We start from the raw sequence: 22,317 nt of genomic DNA, 5'->3' as shown, positions 1-22,317 counted from the left end.
CGCTCTCCGCCGTCTTGATGAGATCCCCCCACCATGACGATTAAAAACGTAATCTGTGATATCGACGGCGTACTGATGCATGACAATACCGCCGTTCCCGGCGCCGACCGCTTTCTGGCGCGCATTCAGGAACAGGGCATGCCGCTGGTGGTGCTGACCAACTACCCGTCGCAGACCGCGCAGGATCTGGCCAACCGCTTTGCCGCCGCCGGTCTGGACGTGCCGGAAAGCGCGTTCTATACCTCGGCGATGGCCACCGCCGATTTCCTGCGCCGTCAGGAAGGTAAAAAAGCCTATGTGGTGGGCGAAGGCGCGTTAATTCACGAACTGTATAAAGCCGGCTTCACCATTACCGACATCAACCCCGATTTTGTGATCGTCGGCGAGACCCGCTCTTACAACTGGGAGATGATCCACAAGGCCGCCTACTTCGTCAGTAACGGCGCGCGCTTTATCGCCACCAACCCGGATACCCACGGCCACGGCTTTGTGCCGGCCTGCGGCGCGCTGTGCGCCCCGATCGAAAAGATCACCGGCCGTAAACCGTTTTACGTCGGTAAGCCCAGCCCGTGGATCATTCGCGCCGCGCTGAACAAGATGCAGGCCCACTCGGAAGAGACGGTGATCGTCGGCGATAACCTGCGCACCGACATTCTGGCCGGCTTCCAGGCCGGCCTGGAAACGATTCTGGTGCTGTCCGGCGTCTCTACGCCGAACGATATTGAAAGCATGCCTTTCCGTCCGACCTATATCTTCCCGTCGGTCGCCGATATCGACCTGTTCTGATCGCTGCGGCGGCGGGTTCCCGTCGCCGTATCCCTTCCCGCTCTTCCCCGCCATCATCTTGAATTTTATTTATTTGTCGCGGATAAAACTTTCATTCTGCCGCCGGTGAAACCACGCATTATTTCATTACGCGCAGGCCGGCCATCGCCGCCGCGCGCCACGTAATCCTTCCCTAAAATATGACGAGGTTATGATGAGTGAGATAAATGCAACCATGGTTAACAATGCCATGCCGGATATCAGCGGTAAAAAAATCCTGATGGGTTTCTGGCATAACTGGCAGGCGGGCGCCAGCGACGGCTATCAGCAGGGGCAATTCGCCAATATGAACCTGACCGATATTCCCGAGGCCTATAACGTTATCGCCGTCGCCTTTATGAAGGGCCAGGGCATTCCGACGTTCAAACCGTATAACCTGACGGACGAAGCGTTCCGCAGCCAGGTCGAAACGCTCAACGGCCAGGGACGTGCGGTGCTGATCTCCCTCGGCGGCGCCGACGCGCATATTGAGCTGAAGACCGGCGACGAAGAGAAACTGAAAGATGAGATTATCCGCCTGGTGGAAACCTACGGTTTTGACGGGCTGGATATCGATCTGGAACAGGCCGCGATTGGCGCCGCCAATAATAAAACCGTGCTGCCCGCCGCGTTGAAAAGCGTTAAGGCGCATTACGCCGCGCAGGGGAAAAACTTCATCATCAGCATGGCGCCGGAATTCCCCTATTTACGCACCGGCGGCAGCTACCTGGACTATATTAACGCGCTCGACGGCGTGTATGACTTTATTGCGCCGCAATACTATAACCAGGGCGGCGACGGCCTGTGGGTTGACGAGGCCAACGGCGGCGCCGGCGCCTGGATCACGCAAAACAACGACGCGATGAAAGAGGACTTTCTGTTTTACCTGACCGAAAGCCTGGTAACGGGCACCCGCGGCTTTGCGCGTATCCCCGCAGACAAGTTCGCCATCGGCCTGCCCAGCAACGTCGACGCCGCCGCAACCGGCTATGTGGTCGACCCGCAGGCGGTCTACAACGCCTTCCGGCGTCTGGATGATAAAGCGCTGTCAATCAAAGGGCTGATGACCTGGTCCATCAACTGGGACAACGGTAAAAGCAAAAGCGGCGTGCCCTACGCCTGGGAATTCAGCACGCGCTATCGCGCCTTGATTCACGGCAACGGTTAACCCGCCCGGCATTTCCCCGCCCGGGTTACCGGCTGGCGAACATCGCCGCGCCGGTAACCTGTCTGATGCTTAATCTTTCCCGCCGCCGAGCGCCCAAAAAACCACCGACAGCGCGCTTCATTTAACGATTCATCAAAAAATAAGCCTTAAATATGAATATTCGTTAAAAGTTGGCACCCCGCCAATAACTATTTTTCCCCTGAATATGAAAACGCTTGCGCCCGACGTCGCTTTTGGCGCATTTTCATAAACAGCCCGCAGCCATGCTTCCGGCTGCGTATAACAGCAAAAAACAACATCACAGTCCCAGAAAAAGTCGTTTAGGAGAGTTTGTATGTGTTCTATTTTCGGTGTGCTCGATCTGAAGTCCGATCCCGCTGAGCTGCGTAAAAAAGCGCTCGAGCTGTCTCGTTTGATGCGCCACCGCGGCCCGGACTGGTCCGGCATTTACGCCAGCGATAAAGCTATTCTGGCGCATGAGCGCCTGTCGATCGTCGATGTCAATAATGGCGCGCAGCCGCTGTATAACGCGGCACATACTCACGTTCTGGCGGTAAACGGCGAAATCTACAACCACCAGACGCTGCGCGACGCCTTGAGCGACCGCTATCAGTTCCAGACCGGCTCCGACTGTGAAGTGATCCTGGCGCTGTATCAGGAGAAGGGCCCGGCGTTCCTCGACGATCTGCAGGGGATGTTCGCCTTCGCGCTGTATGACGCGGAAAAAGACGCCTACCTGATCGGCCGCGACCATATCGGCATCATTCCGCTGTATATGGGCTTTGATGAGCACGGCAACCTGTTCGTCGCCTCGGAAATGAAGGCGCTGGTGCCGGTCTGCCGCACCATTAAAGAGTTCCCCGCCGGCAGCTACCTGTGGAGCCAGGACGGCGAGATCCGCCAATATTACCAGCGCGACTGGTTTGACTATGACAGCGTCAAAGACAGCGTCACCGACGCCAATGCGCTGCGCAACGCGCTGGAAGAGTCGGTAAAAAGCCACCTGATGTCCGACGTGCCTTACGGCGTGCTGCTGTCCGGCGGCCTGGACTCGTCGGTGATTTCCGCCATCACCAAAAAATACGCCGCGCGCCGCGTGGAAGATCAGGAGCGCAGCGAAGCCTGGTGGCCGCAGCTGCACTCGTTCGCCGTCGGCCTGCAAGGTTCGCCGGATCTGCGCGCCGCGCAGGAGGTGGCCAACCACCTCGGCACCGTGCACCATGAAATTCACTTCACCGTGCAGGAAGGTCTGGACGCCATCCGCGACGTGATTTACCACATTGAAACCTACGACGTCACCACCATCCGCGCCTCGACGCCGATGTATCTGATGTCGCGCAAGATCAAGGCGATGGGCATCAAGATGGTGCTGTCCGGCGAAGGGGCCGACGAAGTGTTCGGCGGCTACCTTTACTTCCATAAGGCGCCGGACGCGCGCGAGTTCCACGACGAGACGGTGCGTAAACTGCTGGCGCTGCATATGTTCGACTGCGCGCGCGCCAACAAGGCGATGTCCGCCTGGGGCGTTGAGGCGCGCGTACCGTTCCTCGACAAGAAATTCCTCGACGTGGCGATGCGCATCAACCCGCAGGATAAAATGTGCGGCAACGGCAAAATGGAAAAACACATTATCCGCGAGTGTTTCGAATCCTATCTGCCGGCCAGCGTGGCCTGGCGCCAGAAAGAGCAGTTCTCCGACGGCGTGGGCTACAGCTGGATTGACACCTTAAAAGAGGTGGCTGCGCAGCAAATCAGCGACCAACAGCTCGAAACCGCACGTTTCCGCTTCCCGTACAACACGCCGACCTCGAAAGAAGGCTACCTGTACCGTGAGATTTTTGAAGAGCTGTTCCCGCTGCCAAGCGCCGCCGAGTGCGTGCCGGGCGGCCCGTCGGTGGCCTGTTCATCAGCCAAGGCGATTGAGTGGGATGAATCATTCAAAAAAATGGACGATCCGTCCGGCCGCGCCGTCGGCGTGCACCAGTCCGCCTATCAGTAAACCGCTATAGATCAATACGACGGCGAACCTGCGGGTTCGCCTTTTTGTTGATGTTTTAAACCATAAATTGAATGAATTGCCGATTTTATCGCCATACTGTTCACAACCCAGACAAACGGCAGCCTGCAACGCTTTTTCGGCAAAAAACTTGTTGACGCAAATCGGTCATATACGCATAATGCGCCCCGCAACGCCGATGAAGGTAGCGCGAAAAAAGATGGCTACGTAGCTCAGCTGGTTAGAGCACATCACTCATAATGATGGGGTCACAGGTTCGAATCCCGTCGTAGCCACCATCTTTTTTGCGGGAGTGGCGAAATTGGTAGACGCACCAGATTTAGGTTCTGGCGCCGCAAGGTGTGCGAGTTCAAGTCTCGCCTCCCGCACCACTCTCTTCATCGTCGTCGGCTCTGCTGATGGGGTATCGCCAAGCGGTAAGGCACCGGTTTTTGATACCGGCATTCCCTGGTTCGAATCCAGGTACCCCAGCCATCTTCTCTCTGAGAAGGCGGTAAGCAGGAAAGATTTGTAACGGTTGTTGGGGTATCGCCAAGCGGTAAGGCACCGGTTTTTGATACCGGCATTCCCTGGTTCGAATCCAGGTACCCCAGCCATACAAACAACCTGCAAGTCGATAAAGCAATATTTAGCGCGGCTACGTAGCTCAGCTGGTTAGAGCACATCACTCATAATGATGGGGTCACAGGTTCAAATCCCGTCGTAGCCACCATTGCTAAATTGCTTTCACAATTGGGGTATCGCCAAGCGGTAAGGCACTGGATTCTGATTCCAGCATTCCGAGGTTCGAATCCTCGTACCCCAGCCACATTTAGAAAAGCCCACTTCGTTGGGCTTTTTGCTTTTCTGCTCTTCCACACGCAAACAAAGAAAAAGGCCGGGCGTCCCGACCTTCTGTTGCTCACGCTGCGCGGCGACTGCCCGGCAGCTTATAACCCCAGCGCATACTTCAGCGCCTTCTGTTTCAACCCACCGGCGCGTTCGGCGGCCATCAGCGCCAGGTTGCGCGCCACGCCGAGCGGCGCCAGGCGGTTGCTGAAGGCGGTATAGAACAGATCCATCCCGCTCTGCATCAGCAGGTTGTCGGCGCGGCGCCGGCGCTGATAGCGCTGCAGCACCGCCTCGCTTGCCCACTCCTCTCCTTGATCACGCGCCTCCAGCAGGACATTCAGCAACGCGTCAACGTCGCGGTAGCCCAGGTTAACCCCCTGCCCGGCCAGCGGGTTGATGGTGTGCGCCGCATCGCCGACCAGCGCCAGCCCCGGCAGGACGTAACGCTGGGCATGGCGGCGCACCAGCGGGAAGGAGCCGGCGGCATGCGCCTTCACGGCACCGAGCCGCGCCGGAAACGCCGCGGTAATCTCCTGCTCCAGCTGCGCCATCGGCATACTTTGCAGCTGGCGGATGCGCTGCGGGCTGTCGTACCACACCAGCGAGGCCCAGTCGTCATACAGCGGCAGGAAGGCGCGCGGGCCGGAAGGGAAAAACTGCTGCCAGGTGGCGTCCTGCTGCGGCGCGCCGGTCTGCACGGTGATCAGCATGCAGGACTGACGATACTGCCAGCCGCTGACGCCGATATCCGCCAGCTTGCGCACCTGCGAGTGCGCGCCGTCGGCGCCGACCACCAGCCGCGCCGTCAGCGTTTCACCGTCGTCCAGCGCCAGCCGCCACGCCTCATCCTCACGCCGCAGCGCCTGCAGCCTGGCCGGACAGTGCAGCGTCAGCGTGTCGCAGTGCTGCAGCTGCTGCCACAGCGCCAGCTGCAGCAGACGGTTCTCCACCATAAACCCAAGCTCGGGCAGGCCCAGCTCGGCGGCGTCGAACGCCACCCGCGCCGACTCCCACTCCCAGGTTTCCAGCCGGCGGTACGGCGCCGAACGCATCTGCGCCAGCGCCGGCCAGGCGCCCAGCTGTTTCAACAGAGCCACCGAGGCGCAGCCAATGGCGGAAATCCGCAGATCCGGCGCGCTGTGCGGTTCAAACGCCGCCGGCGCCTGATGCTCCAGCAGCGCCACGCGAAAACCGGCCTGCGCCAGCCCGAGCGCGGCGGCCGCGCCGACCATGCCGCCGCCGACTACGGCGACGTCGTACCCTGTTTGAGAAGTCTTCATGTTGGTTATGCTTGTTGGTTGGTGAGCGCCGCCCTATCCTGCGCGGCGTATTGCCCCTTAGTGTACCGGATTTTTCATCCGGCTTCAGGTCACAGGAGATTTTCCCCGCGCTGGTCACCGCCGCGGCAAGTGTTTACAATGCCCCTTCTGCAATGTCGCTATTCCCGTCGTAAGCAAGGCGCAGGCTCACGGCAGCCGCGCGCGGGACGCTCGCTGCGTTGCCGTCTCCCTGCAGCCTGAGTGATTCGGGTATAATGCAGCTTAATTTCGCTTCGCACTGATAATGGCTATTCGATGACCAAGAAACTACATATCAAAACCTGGGGCTGTCAGATGAATGAATACGATTCATCCAAAATGGCAGACTTACTGGGAAGCACGCACGGTTACCAATGGACCGAAAACGCCGAAGAGGCGGACGTGCTGCTGCTGAATACCTGCTCAATCCGCGAGAAAGCGCAGGAAAAAGTTTTCGCTATGTTGGGCCGCTGGAAGCAGTTAAAAGAGAAGAATCCCGATCTGATTATCGGCGTCGGCGGCTGCGTCGCCTCGCAGGAAGGCGACCACATTCGCCAGCGCGCGCCCTGCGTCGACGTTATTTTCGGGCCGCAGACGCTGCACCGCCTGCCGGAGATGATTAACCACGTGCAGGGCACCCGCAGCCCGATCGTCGATATCAGCTTCCCGGAAATCGAGAAGTTCGACCGCCTGCCGGAGCCGCGCGCCGAAGGCCCGACCGCCTTTGTCTCCATCATGGAAGGCTGCAACAAATACTGCACCTTCTGCGTGGTGCCGTACACCCGCGGCGAAGAAGTCAGCCGCCCGAGCGACGATATCCTGTTCGAAGTCGCGCAGCTGGCGGCGCAAGGGGTGCGCGAGGTCAACCTGCTGGGCCAGAACGTCAACGCCTACCGCGGCGCCACCTACGACGGCGATATCTGCACCTTCGCCGAACTGCTGCGCCTGGTGGCGGCCATCGACGGCATTGACCGCATCCGTTTCACCACCAGCCATCCGATCGAGTTCACCGACGACATCATCGCGGTGTATGAAGACACGCCGGAGCTGGTCAGCCATCTGCACCTGCCGGTACAGAGCGGTTCCGACCGCGTTCTGACCATGATGAAGCGCGCGCATACCGCGCTGGAATATAAGGCGATTATCCGCAAGCTGCGCAAGGTGCGGCCCAATATCCAGCTCAGCTCCGACTTTATCATCGGCTTCCCGGGCGAATCGCAGGCCGACTTCGAGCAGACCATGAACCTGATTGCCGAGGTCAACTTCGACACCAGCTTCAGCTTTATCTACTCATCGCGCCCCGGCACGCCGGCCGCCGATATGGTGGACGACGTCAGCGAAGAAGAGAAAAAACAGCGCCTGTATATTCTGCAGGATCGCCTCAGCCAGCAGGCGCGTCAGTTCAGCCGCCGCATGCTGGGCACCGTACAACGCATCCTGGTTGAAGGCACCTCGCGCAAGAACGTGATGGAGCTGGCGGGCCGCACCGAGTGCAACCGGGTGGTCAACTTCGAAGGCACGCCGGATATGGTCGGCCAGTTTGTCGACGTAGAGATTACCGAGGTGCTGGCCAACTCGCTGCGCGGCGTCGTGGTGCGCACCGAACAGCAGATGGATCTGCGCGTGCACGAATCTCCGCAGTCGGTGATCGCCCGCACCCGTAAAGAAGATGAGTTGGGCGTCGGCAGCTACCAGCCTTAATACTCGTCAGCGCGATCACCTGCAATGAGCGTAACCTGGCCGGGCGTTTGCCCGGCTGTTTTATTTTGCGGCCACCCGCTTACGCGGCGAAGTGGGTCGCATTTTTCATGATTTCCCCTTGAATTCCTGCGCTGGCGCACAGATAGATCAGGGGTAAACTTGCGCGCTCGCCGCGCACCATGAATAATTCATCGTATATCCGTCTGACTTCGGCAGCGCTGCCGGAAGTATGATGCCGGATAGAGATGACTCAGGTTTTGCCCTGAACGCGCGCGTCCCGTACGCGCAACGTGACATCAACAGGCCCGATGTGACCTAGAGGAATAGTTTGAACGTCGCAACACAAGAAATTCTGTTAGAGCCCGCAGACAATCAGCGTTTGCTCAGCCTGTGCGGCCCGTTTGATGACAATATCAAACAGCTCGAACGCCGGCTGGGGATTGAAATCAGCCGCCGTGACAACCGGTTTAAACTGGTCGGTAAAAACCCCTGCGTGGTGGCCGCCGCCGATATTCTGCGTCACCTGTACGTGGACACGGCGCCGATCCGCGGCGTGATCCCCGATATCGACCCGGAACAGATCCATCTGGCGATCAAAGAGAGCCGCGTACTGGAACAGGTTGCCGACAGCGTGCCGGACTACGGCAAAGCGGTGAACATCAAAACCAAACGCGGCATGGTGAAACCACGCACGCCGAACCAGGCGCAGTACATCGCCAATATTCTCGACCACGACATCACCTTCGGCATCGGCCCGGCCGGTACCGGTAAAACCTATCTGGCGGTGGCCGCCGCGGTCGATGCGCTGGAGCGGCAGGAAGTGCGCCGCATTCTGCTGACCCGTCCGGCGGTAGAAGCGGGTGAAAAGCTCGGCTTCCTGCCCGGAGATCTCAGCCAGAAGGTCGACCCTTACCTGCGTCCGCTGTACGACGCCCTGTTTGAAATGCTGGGCTTTGAACGCGTCGAGAAGCTGATCGAACGCAACGTGATTGAGGTCGCGCCGCTGGCCTATATGCGCGGCCGCACCCTGAACGACGCCTTTATCATTCTCGATGAGAGCCAGAACACCACCATCGAACAGATGAAGATGTTCCTGACGCGCATCGGCTTCAACTCCAAAGCGGTGATTACCGGCGACGTGACGCAGATCGACCTGCCGCGTAACCAGAAATCCGGCCTGCGCCACGCGGTGGAAGTGCTGTCCGCGGTGGAAGAGATCAGCTTTAACTTCTTCCACAGCGAAGACGTAGTGCGTCACCCGGTGGTGGCGCGCGTGGTCATCGCCTATGAAGCCTGGGAAGCCGAAGAGCAGAAGCGCAAAGAGGCGCTCGCGGAACAGCGCAAGCGCGAGGCGCAGCTGGCCTCCGAGCAGGAGACGCCATGAGCCAGGTCATTCTCGATTTGCAAATTGCCTGTGAAAACACCGCCGGCCTGCCTGACGAAGCCGCGTTCCAGCGTTGGCTGGACAGCGTGCTGCCGCAGTTTCAGCCCGAGTCGGAGGTCACTATCCGTCTGGTGGACGAGGCGGAAAGCCATGAGTTGAACCTGACCTACCGCGGCAAGGATAAACCGACCAACGTGCTCTCCTTCCCGTTTGAAGCGCCGCCGGGCATTGAACTGCCGCTGCTGGGCGATTTGATCATCTGCCGGCAGGTGGTTGAGCAGGAAGCCAGCGAACAGGGCAAGGCGCTGGAGGCCCACTGGGCGCATATGGTTGTTCACGGCTGCCTTCATCTGCTAGGGTATGACCACATCGACGATGATGAAGCCGAAGAAATGGAATCTTTGGAAACCGACATCATGCAGGGGCTGGGCTATCCCGACCCCTATCTGGCGGAAAAAGATCCCACTTGACGTTAGCTGATTACCCCACAGCCCCGCCCGCGGGGCTGTCGCTAACCCCTTACTCTGACATGAGTGATATTAACTAAAACGCCATGAGCGACGACAATTCTCAAAGCAACGACAGCCCCAGTAGCAAGAAGGGGTTCTTTACCCTGCTCCTTAACCAGTTATTCCACGGTGAACCAAAAAACCGTGACGATCTGGTTGAACTGATCCGCGACTCCGAACAGAACGATCTGATCGACCCCGATACCCGCGATATGCTGGAAGGGGTGATGGATATCGCCGAACAGCGGGTGCGCGATATCATGATCCCCCGCTCCCAGATGATTACGCTCAAACGTAATCAGTCGCTGGAAGAGTGCCTGGATGTGATCATCGACTCCGCCCACTCGCGCTTCCCGGTGATCAGCGAAGACAAAGACCATATTGAAGGCATCCTGATGGCCAAGGACCTGCTGCCATTTATGCGCGCGGAGTCCGAGCCGTTCAGCATCGATCGGGTACTGCGCCCGGCGGTGGTGGTGCCGGAAAGCAAGCGGGTCGACCGCATGCTGAAGGAGTTCCGCTCCCAGCGTTACCATATGGCGATCGTCATCGACGAGTTCGGCGGCGTTTCCGGTCTGGTGACCATTGAAGACATTCTGGAACTGATTGTCGGTGAAATCGAAGACGAATATGACGATGAGGAAGATCGTGATATCCGCCAGCTCAGCCGCCATATGTACACCGTGCGCGCGCTGACCGCGATTGAAGACTTCAACGAGGCCTTCGATACCCACTTCAGCGATGATGAGGTCGATACCATCGGCGGCCTGATCATGCAGGCCTTCGGCCATCTGCCAACCCGCGGGGAAACCATTGAAATCGAAGGTTACCTGTTTAAAGTTGCCATGGCCGACAGTCGACGTATCATCCAGGTTCATGTAAAAATTCCGGACAACGCTCCGCAACCGAAACTGGAAGACTAAATTTCACATGGCCAACGCCTCTTTATTCGATCGCCAGCGGGTTCGCGCCCTGCTGGCGCTGTTGACCGGCGCCTGCGGCACGCTGGCGTTCTCCCCTTATGATATCTGGCCGGCGGCCATCGTTTCCCTGTGCGGGCTGCTGGCGGTCACGCTTGACCGCAGCGTGCGCCAATCGGCGCTGCTCGGCTTTCTGTGGGGAATGGGGCTGTTTGGCAGCGGCGTCAACTGGGTCTACGTCAGCATCGCCGACTTCGGCGGAATGCCGTTCGCCGTCAATATCTTCCTGGTGGTGCTGCTTGCCGCCTACCTGTCGCTGTACACCGGGCTGTTTGCCGGCCTGCTGACGCGCCTCTGGCCGCGCACCCACTGGCTGCGGCTGGCGATCGCCGCCCCGGCGCTGTGGCAGGTTACCGAATTCCTGCGCGGCTGGGTGCTGACCGGCTTCCCCTGGCTGCAGTTCGGCTACAGCCAGATCGACGGTCCGCTGAAGGGGCTGGCGCCGCTGCTGGGCGTCGACAGCATCACGTTGGTGCTGATGTCGCTCAGCGGCCTGCTGGTGTACGCCGTCGCGCGCCGCCGCATCCTGCCGGCGGTTATCGCCGTCGCCATGCTGCTGCTGCCGTGGCCGCTGCGTCAGCTGCACTGGTTTACCCCGCAGCCCGATAAGGCGGTTAACGTCGCCATGGTGCAGGGCAATATCGCCCAGTCGCTGAAGTGGGACCCGCAGGCGCTGGTCAGCACGCTGCAGGCCTATCTGGACGCCACCCGCCCTTATGTGGGCAAGGCGCCGATCATTATCTGGCCGGAGTCGGCCATTCCTGACGTGGAAAGCAACCAGAACGGTTTCCTGACCATGATGGACGATCTGGTGCGCGCCAAACACAGCAGCCTGATTACCGGCATCGTGGACGCCCGCGCCACCCGGCAGGGGACGGAATACTTCAACAGCGTCATCGTGCTGGGTGAACAGGCGCCGTACCGCTACCCGGCCGCCGACCGTTACAACAAGCATCACCTGGTGCCGTTCGGCGAGTTTGTACCGCTGGAAACGCTGCTGCGGCCGCTGGCGCCGTTCTTCGATCTGCCGATGTCCTCTTTCAGCCGCGGCGATTACGTCCAGTCGCCGATCAAGGTGCAGGGCTACGATCTGACGGCGGCGATTTGCTATGAAATCGTGCTCGGCCAACAGGTGCGCGACAACTTCCGCCCGGATACCAACTTCCTGCTGACCATCTCCAACGATGCCTGGTTCGGCCACTCCATCGGTCCGTGGCAGCACTTCCAGATGGCGCGCATGCGCGCCCTGGAGCTGGGGCGGCCGCTGCTGCGCAGCACCAATAACGGCGTCACCGCCGCGGTTGGGCCAACCGGCGACGTCATTGCCGAGATCCCGCAGTTTACCCGTCAGGTGCTGGAGGTGAAGGTAACGCCAACCACCGGCATCACGCCGTACGCCCGCTTCGGCGCGCTGCCGCTGTGGGTGATTACCGCGCTGCTGGGCGGCCTGGCGCTGCTGTTCGGCCTGCGCCGCCGCTAATCTGCTTTACGGGGACGCCGCCGCGCGTCCCCTTTTTCTTCCGCTCCGCCTCCCCCTCCTGGCATGCTCCTTGCTTTATTTCTCCTGCCCTGCGCGGCAGCATTAGCTGAGATCACGCGGCCTGGTAAATCCGCCGCACCATAACGGTGCCGCCGGGTTTTATTGCCTCTATTTGGTGCGCGTGATGTCTCAAATTACGAAACATATTGGTTTCATTTTGTTCACAATCGGCTATTTTCTAACGGTAATCTGTTCTAAGACTATCTTTATAATGTGAGCAATAAATAACCATTTTCACTCTGACGCGCTTTCGTCAGAACCACCACAACAGCAAGGAGTTGGACCATGCACATGCGTAAACTGGCGTTATCGTTACTGCTGATTGGGATGGCAGGCAGCGTAGCCCACGCGGAAGAATTAACCGGCACGCTGAAGAAAATCAAAGACAACGGCGTGATCGTTGTCGGTCACCGTGAATCTTCAGTTCCTTTCTCCTATTACGACAACCAGCAGAAAGTGGTGGGCTATTCTCAGACCTACTCAGACCAAATCGTCGAGGCCATCAAGAAAAAACTTAACGCCCCCGATCTTAAAGTGAAACTGCTGCCTATTACCTCGCAGAACCGTATTCCGCTGCTGCAGAACGGCACCTATGACTTCGAATGCGGCTCCACCACCAATAACCTCGAACGCCAGAAACAGGCCGCCTTCTCCGATACCATCTTTATCGTCGGCACCCGTCTGCTGGCGAAAAAAGGCTCCGAAGTGAAAGACTTCAAGGACCTGGCCGGCAAACCGGTGGTGGTCACCTCCGGCACCACCTCCGAAGTGCTGCTGAACAAGCTGAACGACAAGGACAAAATGAAAATGCGCATCATCAGCGCCAAAGACCACGGCGACTCTTTCCGCACGCTGGAAAGCGGCCGCGCGGTGGCGTTTATGATGGATGACGCGCTGCTGGCCGGCGAACGCGCCAAAGCCAAAAAGCCGGACCAGTGGGAAATCATCGGCACGCCGCAGTCAAAAGAAGCCTACGGCTGCATGATGCGTAAAGACGACGCCGACTTCAAAAAACTGGTTGATGACACCATTGCTCAGGCGCAAACCTCCGGCGAAGCCGCCAAATGGTTTGATAAGTGGTTTAAACAGCCTATCCCGCCAAAAAATCTGAATATGAACTTTGAGCTGTCCGACGATATGAAGCAGCTGTTCAAAGCGCCTAACGATAAGGTTCTGAACTAATAACAACAAAGCGGGAACGGCGGCAACGCCGGCCCCGCCCCGTTGACGGCGGGACAGACAGGTATCCGGCAGGCCGTTCCCCTGCCGGATTTTTCTCCGACGCCGGCGCGCACCGATGAGCCAGCCTAACTGGCCGCCGCGCCCGGCGTCAGACAGCCGTCAATGTTTCATCCCCTGCCGGACGCGCGCCCTTACCCGGCGGCGTGAGCGGCGGCGGACAGATCTGCTTATCGGAGTTTTTTATGTCAATAGATTGGAACTGGGGAATCTTCCTGCAGCAGGCGCCGTTCGGCAATACCACCTACCTGGGTTGGATCTGGTCCGGCTTTCAGGTAACGGTCGCCCTCTCCGTCTGCGCATGGATCATCGCTTTCTTCGTCGGTTCGCTGTTCGGTATTCTGCGCACCGTGCCCAACCGTTTCCTGTCCGGCATCGGCACCGTCTACGTTGAGCTGTTTCGCAACGTACCGCTGATCGTACAGTTCTTTACCTGGTATCTGGTGGTGCCGGAACTGCTGCCGCCCGATATCGGCATGTGGTTTAAAACCGAGCTCGACCCGAACGTACAGTTTTTTGTCTCCTCCATGCTGTGCCTGGGGCTGTTTACCGCCGCCCGCGTCTGCGAGCAGGTGCGCGCCGCGATCCAATCCCTGCCGCGCGGGCAACAGGCCGCCGGGCTGGCGATGGGGCTGACGCTGCCGCAAACCTACCGCTACGTGCTGCTGCCGAACGCCTACCGGGTGATCGTTCCGCCGATGACCTCGGAAATGCTGAACCTGGTGAAAAACTCGGCGATCGCCTCCACCATTGGCCTGGTGGATATGGCCGCTCAGGCCGGCAAACTGTTGGACTACTCCGCACACGCCTATGAATCATTCACTGCAATTACGTTGGCCTATATCGGCATCAACGCGGTCATTATGCTGATCATGCGCATGGTGGAACGTAAAGTGCAGTTGCCCGGCAATATGGGGAGCAAATAATGTACGAATTTGACTGGGCATCGATTGTGCCAAGCTTCCCCTACCTGCTGCAAGGCATGGTAGTCACCCTGAAAATCACCGTCACGGCGATTATTTTCGGCATCATCTGGGGTACGCTGCTGGCGGTAATGCGCCTGTCCCCTTTTAAGCCAATCAGCTGGTTCGCCACGCTCTACGTCAACCTGTTCCGCTCGGTGCCGCTGGTGATGGTGCTGCTGTGGTTCTATCTGGTGGTGCCTAGCTTATTACAAAAGGTTCTTGGGCTGTCGCCGCAAACCGATATTCGTCTGATCTCGGCTATGGTAGCCTTTTCGCTGTTCGAGGCCGCCTACTACTCGGAGATTATCCGCGCGGGGATCCAGAGCGTATCGCGCGGCCAGTCCTCCGCGGCGCTGGCGCTGGGCATGAGCCACTGGCAGTCGATGCAGCTGGTGATTTTGCCGCAGGCGTTCCGCGCCATGGTGCCGCTGCTGCTGACGCAGGGTATCGTACTGTTCCAGGATACGTCGCTGGTTTACGTACTGAGCCTGGCTGACTTCTTCCGTACTGCTTCGACCATCGGCGAACGTGACGGTACGCAGGTGGAAATGATCCTGTTCGCCGGCTTTGTCTACTTTGTCATCAGCATTGCCGCCTCGGCGCTGGTAAGCTATTTGAAGAAAAGGACTGTTTGATGATTTCCCTGAAAAATGTTTCCAAGTGGTACGGTCACTTCCAAGTGCTGACCGACTGCTCCACAGAAGTAAAAAAAGGCGAGGTAGTCGTGGTCTGCGGTCCTTCAGGCTCAGGCAAGTCGACCTTGATCAAAACCGTTAACGGGCTGGAGCCGATCCAACAGGGAGAAATCCGCGTCAACGACACCCAGGTCAACCTGAAATCCACCAATCTGGCGCAGCTGCGCGCCAAAGTCGGCATGGTGTTTCAGCATTTTGAACTGTTCCCGCACCTGTCGATCATCGAAAACCTGATCCTGGCGCAGGTCAAAGTGCTCAAGCGCGACAAGGCGGCGGCGCGTGAAAAGGGTCAGGCGCTGCTTAAACGCGTCGGGCTGACCGCCCACGCGGACAAATATCCGGCGCAGCTTTCCGGCGGCCAGCAGCAGCGCGTGGCGATCGCCCGTGCGCTGTGTATGGATCCGATCGCCATGCTGTTTGATGAACCCACCTCGGCGCTGGATCCGGAGATGATCAACGAGGTGCTGGACGTGATGGTCGAGCTGGCGCAGGAAGGCATGACCATGATGGTGGTCACCCACGAAATGGGCTTCGCCCGCAAGGTGGCCAACCGGGTTATCTTTATGGATGAAGGTAAAATCGTTGAAGACCGTGATAAGGATGAGTTCTTTAACAACCCGCAGTCCGAGCGCGCCAAAGACTTCCTGGCAAAAATCCTGCACTGATCCGCCCCATGCGCCCCGACCGGGGCGCATGAAAAGTCCTTGTTTCCCGACCGCTTTGATCCGATGCTCGAGGTAAATCCACAAGAGCAGAGAGAACACGATGCCACGCCCTATTATTATCGATTGCGACCCCGGACTTGATGACGCCATTGCGCTGGCGATGGCGCTACGCGCGCCGCAGCTGGACGTCAAGGCCATCACCACCTCCGCCGGCAACCAGACGCCGGAGAAAACCCTGCATAACGCCCTCGGCCTGCTGACGCTGATGCAGCGGGAAGATATACCGGTGGCCGCCGGCGCCGCCAAACCGCTGCTGCGCGAGCTGGTGATTGCAGAGCACGTACACGGCAGCACCGGCATGGGCCACACCCGCCTGCCGACGCCGGGTATCGAGCCGGCGCCGCACAGCGCGGTTGAACTGATCGCCGGCCTGCTGCGCACCAGCCCGGAGCCGATCACGCTGGTGGTCACCGGGCCGATGACCAATATCGCCCTGCTGCTGGCGCAGCATCCCGAACTCAAACCGCGCATCGAGCGCATCGTCTTTATGGGCGGCGCGCTGCATGGCGGCAACGCCACGCCGGTGGCCGAGTTTAATATCTACGTCGATCCGGAAGCGGCGCAAATGGTCCTGCAGTCCGGCGTGCCGCTGACCATGGCGGGACTCAACGTGACCCATCAGGCGTTTGTGCTGCCGCAGGAGGCGGAACGCATCCGCGCCATCGCCAACCCGGTAGCGCAGGCGGTGGCCGAAATGCTCGACTTCTACCTGCCGATGTACCTCAACCACCCGCGCGGACTGCCGGGCGCCGCGATGCATGATCCGTGCACCATCGCCTGGCTGCTGGCGCCGCAGCTGTTTGACAGCCGCGAACGCTGGGTCGGCGTGGAAACCAAGGGCGAATATACCCTGGGGCAAACCGTGATGGACGATCTGCAGCAAAGCGGTAATGCGCCCAACGTGCAGGTGCTGACCGATATTGACCGGGACGGTTTTATCGCGCTATTGCTTGACTGCCTGACGCGTTATTCCTGCCGCCAGAACGGCGAAAAATAAATAGCCGTCTTTAACCGGGCCGATAATGCGGCCCGGCTTGCTATTTGCGTCGCAAAATCAAAAACAGCTAACGCGTTCCGCTATTGACGCCACGGAAGATAAATAGTTTTATCCGCTTTTATTCTGGACAGGGAGTCCCAGGAATGGAGCAAACAACAGAGATACAGGAAGGTATTACCCGTCCGCTGACGCTTGGCGAAGTAATATTAGCCCGTTCAATATTTGGCAACTCAATTATTTATAATACCGTAAGGGTTCACTGCGACAGCTACCTGCCCTTTGGCCTGCAGGCCAGCCATACCGCGATGGCGCCAAATGGTGAATTATGGTTTAGAAAAGAACTTTATAAACCAGATTTTTCAATGGCAGACTTAGGTGACCAACTCACCTTTATTCACGAGATGGCTCATGTCTGGCAATATCAAACGGGCATGTGGGTAAGAATGCGTGGTTTATTTAGTTGGGCTGCAGATTACAAATATAGGCTGAATGAAAAAAAAACGTTAAAAGATTATTCAATGGAACAACAAGCATCTATTATTGCCGATTATTGGTTACTAAAGAGGTATGGGCACCGAACGTGGCTAGAGTTCACACATAGGGGCGTTAACTTTCAAGGCATAAGTGATAGGTTTATCATTATGAAATATGAACTCGTGCTCAATCAGTTTCTGAAAAAAAGGTAAGCATAATGAAAAGGATTTTGGTCATCGCTATACCACTACTGTTACTTACCGGCTGTATGCACCTCAACGATCCAAGGCCAAAGCACTATAAAGCGCCGGTCACTACCGTGGCAAACAAGGTGTGCGTTATTGTTCAGCCCGAAGCGGATGAACAGATCGTAACGATACGTATTAATGAAATCGGCAACGATAACAATACGTTAGAAAAATACGGACTGGCGGTGATCGCGTCAGCAGAACGATGCGTTACTGATTTCGGTTATGCATTTGCAGCGGGAAAAGCCTATAACTTTATGGTTATCCTGGAATCACCCGAGAAAAAGAAACGGGGCGTTCAACCCTCTGCCCGGATATACGGCGCGAGTTTTTCGCTATGGCGCCTCAACGGCAAGCTGCAAGCCACGCCTCTTTATTAAAGGTGCTGCCAGAACGGCCCAAAATTTGTGGGCCGTTGATAATGTCAGCGCCTCCAAAACTGACAGCCAAACAGCGGCATCTTCCGGCACTCACAGCAGCGCTTAAATCCGCACATCAACAATCTCATCCCTTGCCTTGCCCCTTTGCCGGAGATAATCCGCCTTGGTCTGGAGCACGCCGAACAGAAAAGAAGCCACCAGATAGCCCACCTGAATATCGCTGTACCAATGCGCCTGGCAAATCACTCTGCCGGCGCCGAACTCCAGCGAACGTTGGTAAATGCCGGTCGCCTTCTCCGGCAGGATAGACGAGAGGGTCAATGCCCATAGCATACTGGTCACCGCATGGCCGGAAGGATAGGAGTCTCGCTCTTTGCCGTCGGCCCGCGGCCGACGGCGGGCAAAGCGCTTCTTGAGCGGATACACGGCAACGGCGGCATCGGTCAGCAACCGGTTCAATAGCAAATGCAGGCACGGGGTATTTTCACGGGAAATCGCTATCTCCAAGGCCTCGGCGTACTGTCTGCCAAGATTTTCCCACGACAAATCCTGATCCGTCTGCGAACGCTCAAGGTGGCGCCGGCAGCTGCCATACTTCACGCGCTGGTAATTATGCAGATCCAATAATATGGCCTGAGGATCGTCCGCCGGTGGCGGAGGGATAAGCTGGGTAAAATCAGGAAAGTCGGCCGCATTCAGGTAGCCATTGATCCACCCCGGCAACAGCGTCGAAAACGTGATATCGGTCTCACCGGTTTCAGGGTAATCAATACGCCAGGTTTCCGTCGGATCGCTATGAATACCATTATCAGCCAGCATCTCAGATTCCTCAGTTTCGACAGTGAAATTCTCAGGCACGGAGCCAATAAACTATGGCCGTCGCCATTTCATCTGTCAAAACCGCCCCCGCGGAACAAGCGGGTCAGACGCGTATCGAGGTCATGCGTCCCCCAGCAGCAACTGCCAACGGGGCGGCATAGTAAATCCGCCCTACGCCGCCGTTGAGAGCGACCGCGCGATCAAGGCTCAAACGGCCGGCGCTGAAACTGGTCGTGTCCACACTTCGGGCAGCGCGGCAGCACTTCCGGCGTATAAAACGCCAGGTGATGGTGACACTTCTCACACACCAGATTGCCCAGGCCGACCACCTCGCCGCTGTGATACACACCGTGGTGGCTGACGTCTTTAAACACTTCGCGCCACTCCAGCTGGGTTTTGTCGGTAATGTCCGCCAGCTCCTGCCACAGGCTCTCCTTGATCACCCGCATAAACACGCTGTCGCTGAACTCCTCGCGGCTCTCCTGATAGCTACGGGCAAACTCTTCCAGATCGCGCCGCACCGCCTGCTTCAGCTGCGCCACTTCATCGCGCGTCAGCTCGCCGGCCTCATCCAGCCGTTTTTCAGCGCTGGCAACCAGCTGGTCAATGTCTCGTTCCCCGTTTTTCAGACGTTCGGTCAGCGACGCCAACAGTTCGCGGTAGTACTGAGCAACCTTGTTCATAGCTTCTCCTCAATGAACCCGTGAAATGACCCCAGTGACGGGATTTCCCCTTAAGCCATCTTCCCTTATTTTAGCCGTAAATGGCTGATGTCTCTTGGCTAACGGCGGGATTTTCGCGACCGGTGTCGACATACCGGCGTCTTTTTACGAAATACGCGCCAACGGCGGCGCTTGGAGTTGTTGCCAACAGGTCTTATCAGCTATGCTATGCGGATCTAAATACTAAACAATTTATGCTACGGACGTAGCTGTTTTCTTAACAGGACCACCAGCCGCCATGCAAGAGCAATACCGCCCCGAAGAGATAGAATCGAACGTACAGAGCCATTGGCAAGAAAAACAGACGTTTAAGGTGACCGAAGACGCCAGCAAGGAGAAATATTACTGCCTCTCCATGCTGCCTTACCCTTCCGGTCGTCTACACATGGGTCATGTGCGTAACTACACCATCGGCGACGTGATCTCCCGTTACCAGCGCATGCTGGGTAAAAACGTGTTGCAGCCTATCGGCTGGGACGCCTTCGGCCTGCCGGCGGAAGGCGCCGCGGTAAAAAACAACACCGCGCCGGCGCCGTGGACCTACGACAACATCGAATATATGAAGAACCAGCTGAAACTGCTGGGCTTCGGCTACGACTGGGACCGCGAAATCGCCACCTGCAAACCTGACTACTACCGTTGGGAGCAGTGGTTCTTCACCAAACTGTATGAAAAAGGCCTGGTTTACAAGAAAACCTCGGCGGTGAACTGGTGCCCGCACGATATGACGGTGCTGGCCAACGAACAGGTGATCGACGGCTGCTGCTGGCGCTGCGACACCAAGGTCGAGCGTAAAGAGATCCCGCAGTGGTTTATCAAAATCACCGATTACGCCGATCAGCTGCTCAATGACCTGGACAAGCTCGAAGACTGGCCTGAACAGGTCAAAACCATGCAGCGCAACTGGATTGGCCGCTCCGAAGGGGTGGAAATCACCTTCGACGTCGACGGCAGCGACGAAAACGTCACCGTCTACACCACCCGTCCGGACACCTTTATGGGCGCCACCTACGTCGCGGTCGCCGCCGGCCACCCGCTGGCGCAGCAGGGTGCGGTCAATAACCCGGCGCTGGGCGACTTTATCGAAGAATGCCGCAACACCAAAGTGGCGGAAGCCGATATGGCGACCATGGAGAAAAAAGGCATGGCCACCGGCCTGTACGCCATCCATCCGCTGAGCGGCGAAAAGCTGCCGATCTGGGTCGCCAACTTCGTGCTGATGGAATACGGCACCGGCGCGGTGATGGCGGTGCCGGCGCACGACCAGCGTGACTGGGAGTTCGCCACCAAATACAACCTGCCGATCAAAGCGGTGATCCTGAACCTCGACGGCAGCCAGCCGGACATCAGCGGCGAAGCGATGACGGAAAAAGGCGCGCTGTTCAACTCCAGCGAGTTTGACGGCCTGGATCACGACGCCGGCTTTAACGCCATCGCCGATAAGCTGGTGGAAAAAGGCGTCGGCCAGCGCAAGGTTAACTACCGCCTGCGCGACTGGGGCGTATCCCGTCAGCGCTACTGGGGCGCGCCAATCCCGATGGTGACGCTGGAAGACGGCACCGTGATGCCAACGCCGGAAGATCAGCTGCCGGTGCTGCTGCCGGAAGACGTCGTGATGGACGGCATCACCAGCCCAATCAAAGCCGACGCGGAGTGGGCGAAAACCACCGTCAACGGCCAGCCGGCGCTGCGTGAGACCGACACCTTCGATACCTTTATGGAATCGTCCTGGTACTACGCGCGCTATACCTGCCCGCAGTACGATCAGGGCATGCTGGATCCGGCCGCAGCCAACTACTGGCTGCCGGTCGATCAGTATATCGGCGGCATTGAGCACGCCATCATGCACCTGATGTACTTCCGTTTCTTCCACAAGCTGATGCGCGACGCAGGCCTGGTGGACTCCGACGAGCCGGCAAAACGCCTGCTGTGTCAGGGCATGGTGCTGGCGGACGCCTTCTACTACACCGGCAACAACGGCGAGCGCGTCTGGGTTTCCCCGGTCGACGCCACCATTGAGCGCGATGAAAAAGGCCGCATTACCAAAGCGACCGATCCGCAAGGCCGTGAACTGGTCTATGCTGGCATGAGCAAAATGTCGAAGTCGAAGAACAACGGCATCGACCCGCAGGAAATGGTGGAAAAATACGGCGCCGACACCGTGCGTCTGTTTATGATGTTCGCCTCGCCGGCGGAAATGACGCTGGAGTGGCAGGAATCAGGCGTGGAAGGTGCGAACCGCTTCCTGAAGCGCGTGTGGAAACTGGCGTATGACCACGTGGAAAAAGGCGCGGTGCAGCCGCTCGACGTGGCATCCCTGAACGACGCGCAGAAAGCGCTGCGTCGCGACCTCCACAAGACCATTGCCAAAGTCACCGACGATATCGGCCGTCGTCAGACCTTCAACACTGCGATCGCCGCCGTGATGGAGCTGATGAACAAACTGGGCCGTGCGCCGCAGGAAACTGAACAGGATCGCGCACTGCTGCAGGAAGCCCTGCTGGCGGTGGTTCGCATGCTGTATCCGTTCACCCCGCACGTCTGCTTCAGCCTGTGGCAGGCGCTGGGCGGCGCCGGCGACATCGACGTCGCGCCATGGCCGGTTGCCGATGACGCCGCGATGGTGGAAGATTCAAAACTGGTGGTGGTGCAGGTTAACGGCAAAGTGCGCGCTAAAATTACCGTACCGGCCGATGCCAGCGAAGAACAAGTGCGTGAACGCGCCGCCGAAGAGCATCTGGTGGCTAAATATCTGGACGGCGTCACGATTCGTAAAGTGATCTACGTTCCGGGCAAATTGCTTAACCTGGTTGTGGGTTAA

General features: G+C 58.2%; 18 protein-coding genes, 6 tRNA genes and 1 pseudogene. 22 read left to right on the top strand and 3 right to left on the bottom strand.

Translation table 11 applies throughout. The features are described from left to right. Positions 1–33: 33 nt before the first annotated feature. From I6G83_RS12785 to I6G83_RS12745, 9 genes and pseudogenes are all read left to right on the top strand, one after another. Positions 34–786: an HAD-IIA family hydrolase gene (locus I6G83_RS12785; protein ID WP_015671317.1), complete on the top strand. Its 753-nt coding sequence runs from the start codon at positions 34–36 to the stop codon at positions 784–786. A gap of 190 nt (positions 787–976) precedes the next feature. Then, positions 977–1,963 (top strand): annotated as a pseudogene (locus tag I6G83_RS12780) (chitinase); the annotation flags it as partial. A 343-nt stretch (positions 1,964–2,306) separates the two neighbouring features. Further along, complete coding sequence (gene asnB / locus I6G83_RS12775) at positions 2,307–3,971, top strand: asparagine synthase B (protein ID WP_015671315.1); 1,665 nt, start codon at positions 2,307–2,309, stop codon at positions 3,969–3,971. Between the two features lie 219 nt (positions 3,972–4,190). Continuing rightward, positions 4,191–4,267, top strand: a tRNA-Met gene (locus I6G83_RS12770). Between the two features lie 8 nt (positions 4,268–4,275). Beyond that, positions 4,276–4,360: transfer RNA gene (locus I6G83_RS12765), tRNA-Leu, on the top strand. A 28-nt stretch (positions 4,361–4,388) separates the two neighbouring features. Then, positions 4,389–4,463 (top strand) — tRNA-Gln (locus tag I6G83_RS12760). 47 nt (positions 4,464–4,510) lie between these two features. Beyond that, positions 4,511–4,585 (top strand) — tRNA-Gln (locus tag I6G83_RS12755). Between the two features lie 39 nt (positions 4,586–4,624). After that, a tRNA-Met gene (locus I6G83_RS12750) sits at positions 4,625–4,701 on the top strand. A gap of 21 nt (positions 4,702–4,722) precedes the next feature. Next, a tRNA-Gln gene (locus tag I6G83_RS12745) sits at positions 4,723–4,797 on the top strand. A 121-nt stretch (positions 4,798–4,918) separates the two neighbouring features. Here I6G83_RS12745 and ubiF read toward each other — a convergent pair. Next, complete coding sequence (gene ubiF / locus I6G83_RS12740) at positions 4,919–6,100, bottom strand: 3-demethoxyubiquinol 3-hydroxylase (RefSeq protein ID WP_054307025.1); 1,182 nt, start codon at positions 6,098–6,100, stop codon at positions 4,919–4,921. Positions 6,101–6,394: 294 nt separating this feature from the next. Between ubiF and miaB the strand changes: the two genes are divergently transcribed. From miaB to I6G83_RS12680, 12 genes are all read left to right on the top strand, one after another. Then, positions 6,395–7,819 (top strand): tRNA (N6-isopentenyl adenosine(37)-C2)-methylthiotransferase MiaB, encoded by a 1,425-nt coding sequence (miaB, locus tag I6G83_RS12735; protein WP_054307024.1) that lies wholly within the window; start codon positions 6,395–6,397, stop codon positions 7,817–7,819. A 328-nt stretch (positions 7,820–8,147) separates the two neighbouring features. Further along, positions 8,148–9,203 carry a PhoH family protein gene (locus tag I6G83_RS12730; protein WP_015671312.1) on the top strand — a complete coding sequence of 352 codons (1,056 nt, stop codon included), beginning with the start codon at positions 8,148–8,150 and terminating at the stop codon, positions 9,201–9,203. Then, positions 9,200–9,673, top strand: a complete 474-nt coding sequence (gene ybeY, locus I6G83_RS12725; RefSeq protein WP_054307023.1) for an rRNA maturation RNase YbeY — start codon at positions 9,200–9,202, stop codon at positions 9,671–9,673. Before I6G83_RS12730 ends, ybeY begins: the two co-directional genes overlap by 4 nt. An 83-nt stretch (positions 9,674–9,756) precedes the next feature. Then, positions 9,757–10,635, top strand: a complete 879-nt coding sequence (corC, locus tag I6G83_RS12720; RefSeq protein WP_015671310.1) for a CNNM family magnesium/cobalt transport protein CorC — start codon at positions 9,757–9,759, stop codon at positions 10,633–10,635. Between the two features lie 7 nt (positions 10,636–10,642). Continuing rightward, on the top strand, positions 10,643–12,172 hold the full coding sequence (lnt, locus tag I6G83_RS12715) for an apolipoprotein N-acyltransferase (protein ID WP_015671309.1): 1,530 nt from the start codon (positions 10,643–10,645) through the stop codon (positions 12,170–12,172). A gap of 345 nt (positions 12,173–12,517) precedes the next feature. After that, positions 12,518–13,414, top strand: a complete 897-nt coding sequence (locus tag I6G83_RS12710) for an amino acid ABC transporter substrate-binding protein (RefSeq protein ID WP_054307022.1) — start codon at positions 12,518–12,520, stop codon at positions 13,412–13,414. Between the two features lie 242 nt (positions 13,415–13,656). Continuing rightward, on the top strand, positions 13,657–14,397 hold the full coding sequence (locus tag I6G83_RS12705; RefSeq protein ID WP_054307026.1) for an amino acid ABC transporter permease: 741 nt from the start codon (positions 13,657–13,659) through the stop codon (positions 14,395–14,397). Further along, on the top strand, positions 14,397–15,071 hold the full coding sequence (gltK, locus tag I6G83_RS12700) for a glutamate/aspartate ABC transporter permease GltK (protein WP_015671306.1): 675 nt from the start codon (positions 14,397–14,399) through the stop codon (positions 15,069–15,071). Before I6G83_RS12705 ends, gltK begins: the two co-directional genes overlap by 1 nt. Then, a complete protein-coding gene (locus I6G83_RS12695; RefSeq protein ID WP_015671305.1) occupies positions 15,071–15,796 on the top strand; it encodes an amino acid ABC transporter ATP-binding protein in 726 nt (241 codons plus the stop codon). The genes gltK and I6G83_RS12695 overlap by 1 nt, the downstream gene beginning before the upstream one ends. Positions 15,797–15,896: 100 nt before the next feature. Continuing rightward, positions 15,897–16,853, top strand: a complete 957-nt coding sequence (gene rihA / locus I6G83_RS12690; RefSeq protein ID WP_054307021.1) for a pyrimidine-specific ribonucleoside hydrolase RihA — start codon at positions 15,897–15,899, stop codon at positions 16,851–16,853. A 143-nt stretch (positions 16,854–16,996) separates the two neighbouring features. Further along, entirely contained in the window at positions 16,997–17,539 is a 543-nt protein-coding gene (locus tag I6G83_RS12685) for a hypothetical protein (RefSeq protein ID WP_054307020.1), read from the top strand. A gap of 5 nt (positions 17,540–17,544) precedes the next feature. Further along, on the top strand, positions 17,545–17,955 hold the full coding sequence (locus I6G83_RS12680) for a putative T6SS immunity periplasmic lipoprotein (protein WP_054307019.1): 411 nt from the start codon (positions 17,545–17,547) through the stop codon (positions 17,953–17,955). Between the two features lie 102 nt (positions 17,956–18,057). On the opposite strand, the gene I6G83_RS12675 is transcribed toward I6G83_RS12680, so the two are convergent. Together I6G83_RS12675 and I6G83_RS12670 are read right to left on the bottom strand one after the other, a co-directional pair. Beyond that, entirely contained in the window at positions 18,058–18,774 is a 717-nt protein-coding gene (locus tag I6G83_RS12675) for a phosphatase PAP2 family protein (RefSeq protein ID WP_054307018.1), read from the bottom strand. 200 nt (positions 18,775–18,974) lie between these two features. Beyond that, positions 18,975–19,457 (bottom strand): zinc ribbon-containing protein, encoded by a 483-nt coding sequence (locus I6G83_RS12670; protein ID WP_015671299.1) that lies wholly within the window; start codon positions 19,455–19,457, stop codon positions 18,975–18,977. 277 nt (positions 19,458–19,734) lie between these two features. On the opposite strand from I6G83_RS12670, the gene leuS reads away from it, so the two are divergent. Beyond that, positions 19,735–22,317 carry a leucine--tRNA ligase gene (leuS, locus tag I6G83_RS12665; RefSeq protein ID WP_054307017.1) on the top strand — a complete coding sequence of 861 codons (2,583 nt, stop codon included), beginning with the start codon at positions 19,735–19,737 and terminating at the stop codon, positions 22,315–22,317.

Origin of the sequence: Serratia rubidaea (assembly GCF_016026735.1) — a bacterium.
Taxonomy (GTDB): domain Bacteria; phylum Pseudomonadota; class Gammaproteobacteria; order Enterobacterales; family Enterobacteriaceae; genus Serratia_B; species Serratia_B rubidaea.
Note: the sequence above shows the minus strand (reverse complement) of the source record. Positions and strands in the feature narration are given on the sequence as shown.

What these genes read in the sequence shown, in the direction of transcription:
- I6G83_RS12710 (WP_054307022.1), top strand. Translation starts at nt 12,518, where the DNA reads ATGCACATGCGTAAACTGGCGTTATCGTTACTGCTGATTGGGATGGCA.
- I6G83_RS12680 (WP_054307019.1), top strand. Translation starts at nt 17,545, where the DNA reads ATGAAAAGGATTTTGGTCATCGCTATACCACTACTGTTACTTACCGGC.
- ybeY (WP_054307023.1), top strand. Translation starts at nt 9,200, where the DNA reads ATGAGCCAGGTCATTCTCGATTTGCAAATTGCCTGTGAAAACACCGCC.
- I6G83_RS12675 (WP_054307018.1), bottom strand. Translation starts at nt 18,774, where the DNA reads ATGCTGGCTGATAATGGTATTCATAGCGATCCGACGGAAACCTGGCGT.
- I6G83_RS12685 (WP_054307020.1), top strand. Translation starts at nt 16,997, where the DNA reads ATGGAGCAAACAACAGAGATACAGGAAGGTATTACCCGTCCGCTGACG.
- corC (WP_015671310.1), top strand. Translation starts at nt 9,757, where the DNA reads ATGAGCGACGACAATTCTCAAAGCAACGACAGCCCCAGTAGCAAGAAG.
- I6G83_RS12705 (WP_054307026.1), top strand. Translation starts at nt 13,657, where the DNA reads ATGTCAATAGATTGGAACTGGGGAATCTTCCTGCAGCAGGCGCCGTTC.
- lnt (WP_015671309.1), top strand. Translation starts at nt 10,643, where the DNA reads ATGGCCAACGCCTCTTTATTCGATCGCCAGCGGGTTCGCGCCCTGCTG.
- gltK (WP_015671306.1), top strand. Translation starts at nt 14,397, where the DNA reads ATGTACGAATTTGACTGGGCATCGATTGTGCCAAGCTTCCCCTACCTG.
- asnB (WP_015671315.1), top strand. Translation starts at nt 2,307, where the DNA reads ATGTGTTCTATTTTCGGTGTGCTCGATCTGAAGTCCGATCCCGCTGAG.
- rihA (WP_054307021.1), top strand. Translation starts at nt 15,897, where the DNA reads ATGCCACGCCCTATTATTATCGATTGCGACCCCGGACTTGATGACGCC.
- I6G83_RS12785 (WP_015671317.1), top strand. Translation starts at nt 34, where the DNA reads ATGACGATTAAAAACGTAATCTGTGATATCGACGGCGTACTGATGCAT.
- ubiF (WP_054307025.1), bottom strand. Translation starts at nt 6,100, where the DNA reads ATGAAGACTTCTCAAACAGGGTACGACGTCGCCGTAGTCGGCGGCGGC.
- I6G83_RS12670 (WP_015671299.1), bottom strand. Translation starts at nt 19,457, where the DNA reads ATGAACAAGGTTGCTCAGTACTACCGCGAACTGTTGGCGTCGCTGACC.
- miaB (WP_054307024.1), top strand. Translation starts at nt 6,395, where the DNA reads ATGACCAAGAAACTACATATCAAAACCTGGGGCTGTCAGATGAATGAA.
- I6G83_RS12695 (WP_015671305.1), top strand. Translation starts at nt 15,071, where the DNA reads ATGATTTCCCTGAAAAATGTTTCCAAGTGGTACGGTCACTTCCAAGTG.
- leuS (WP_054307017.1), top strand. Translation starts at nt 19,735, where the DNA reads ATGCAAGAGCAATACCGCCCCGAAGAGATAGAATCGAACGTACAGAGC.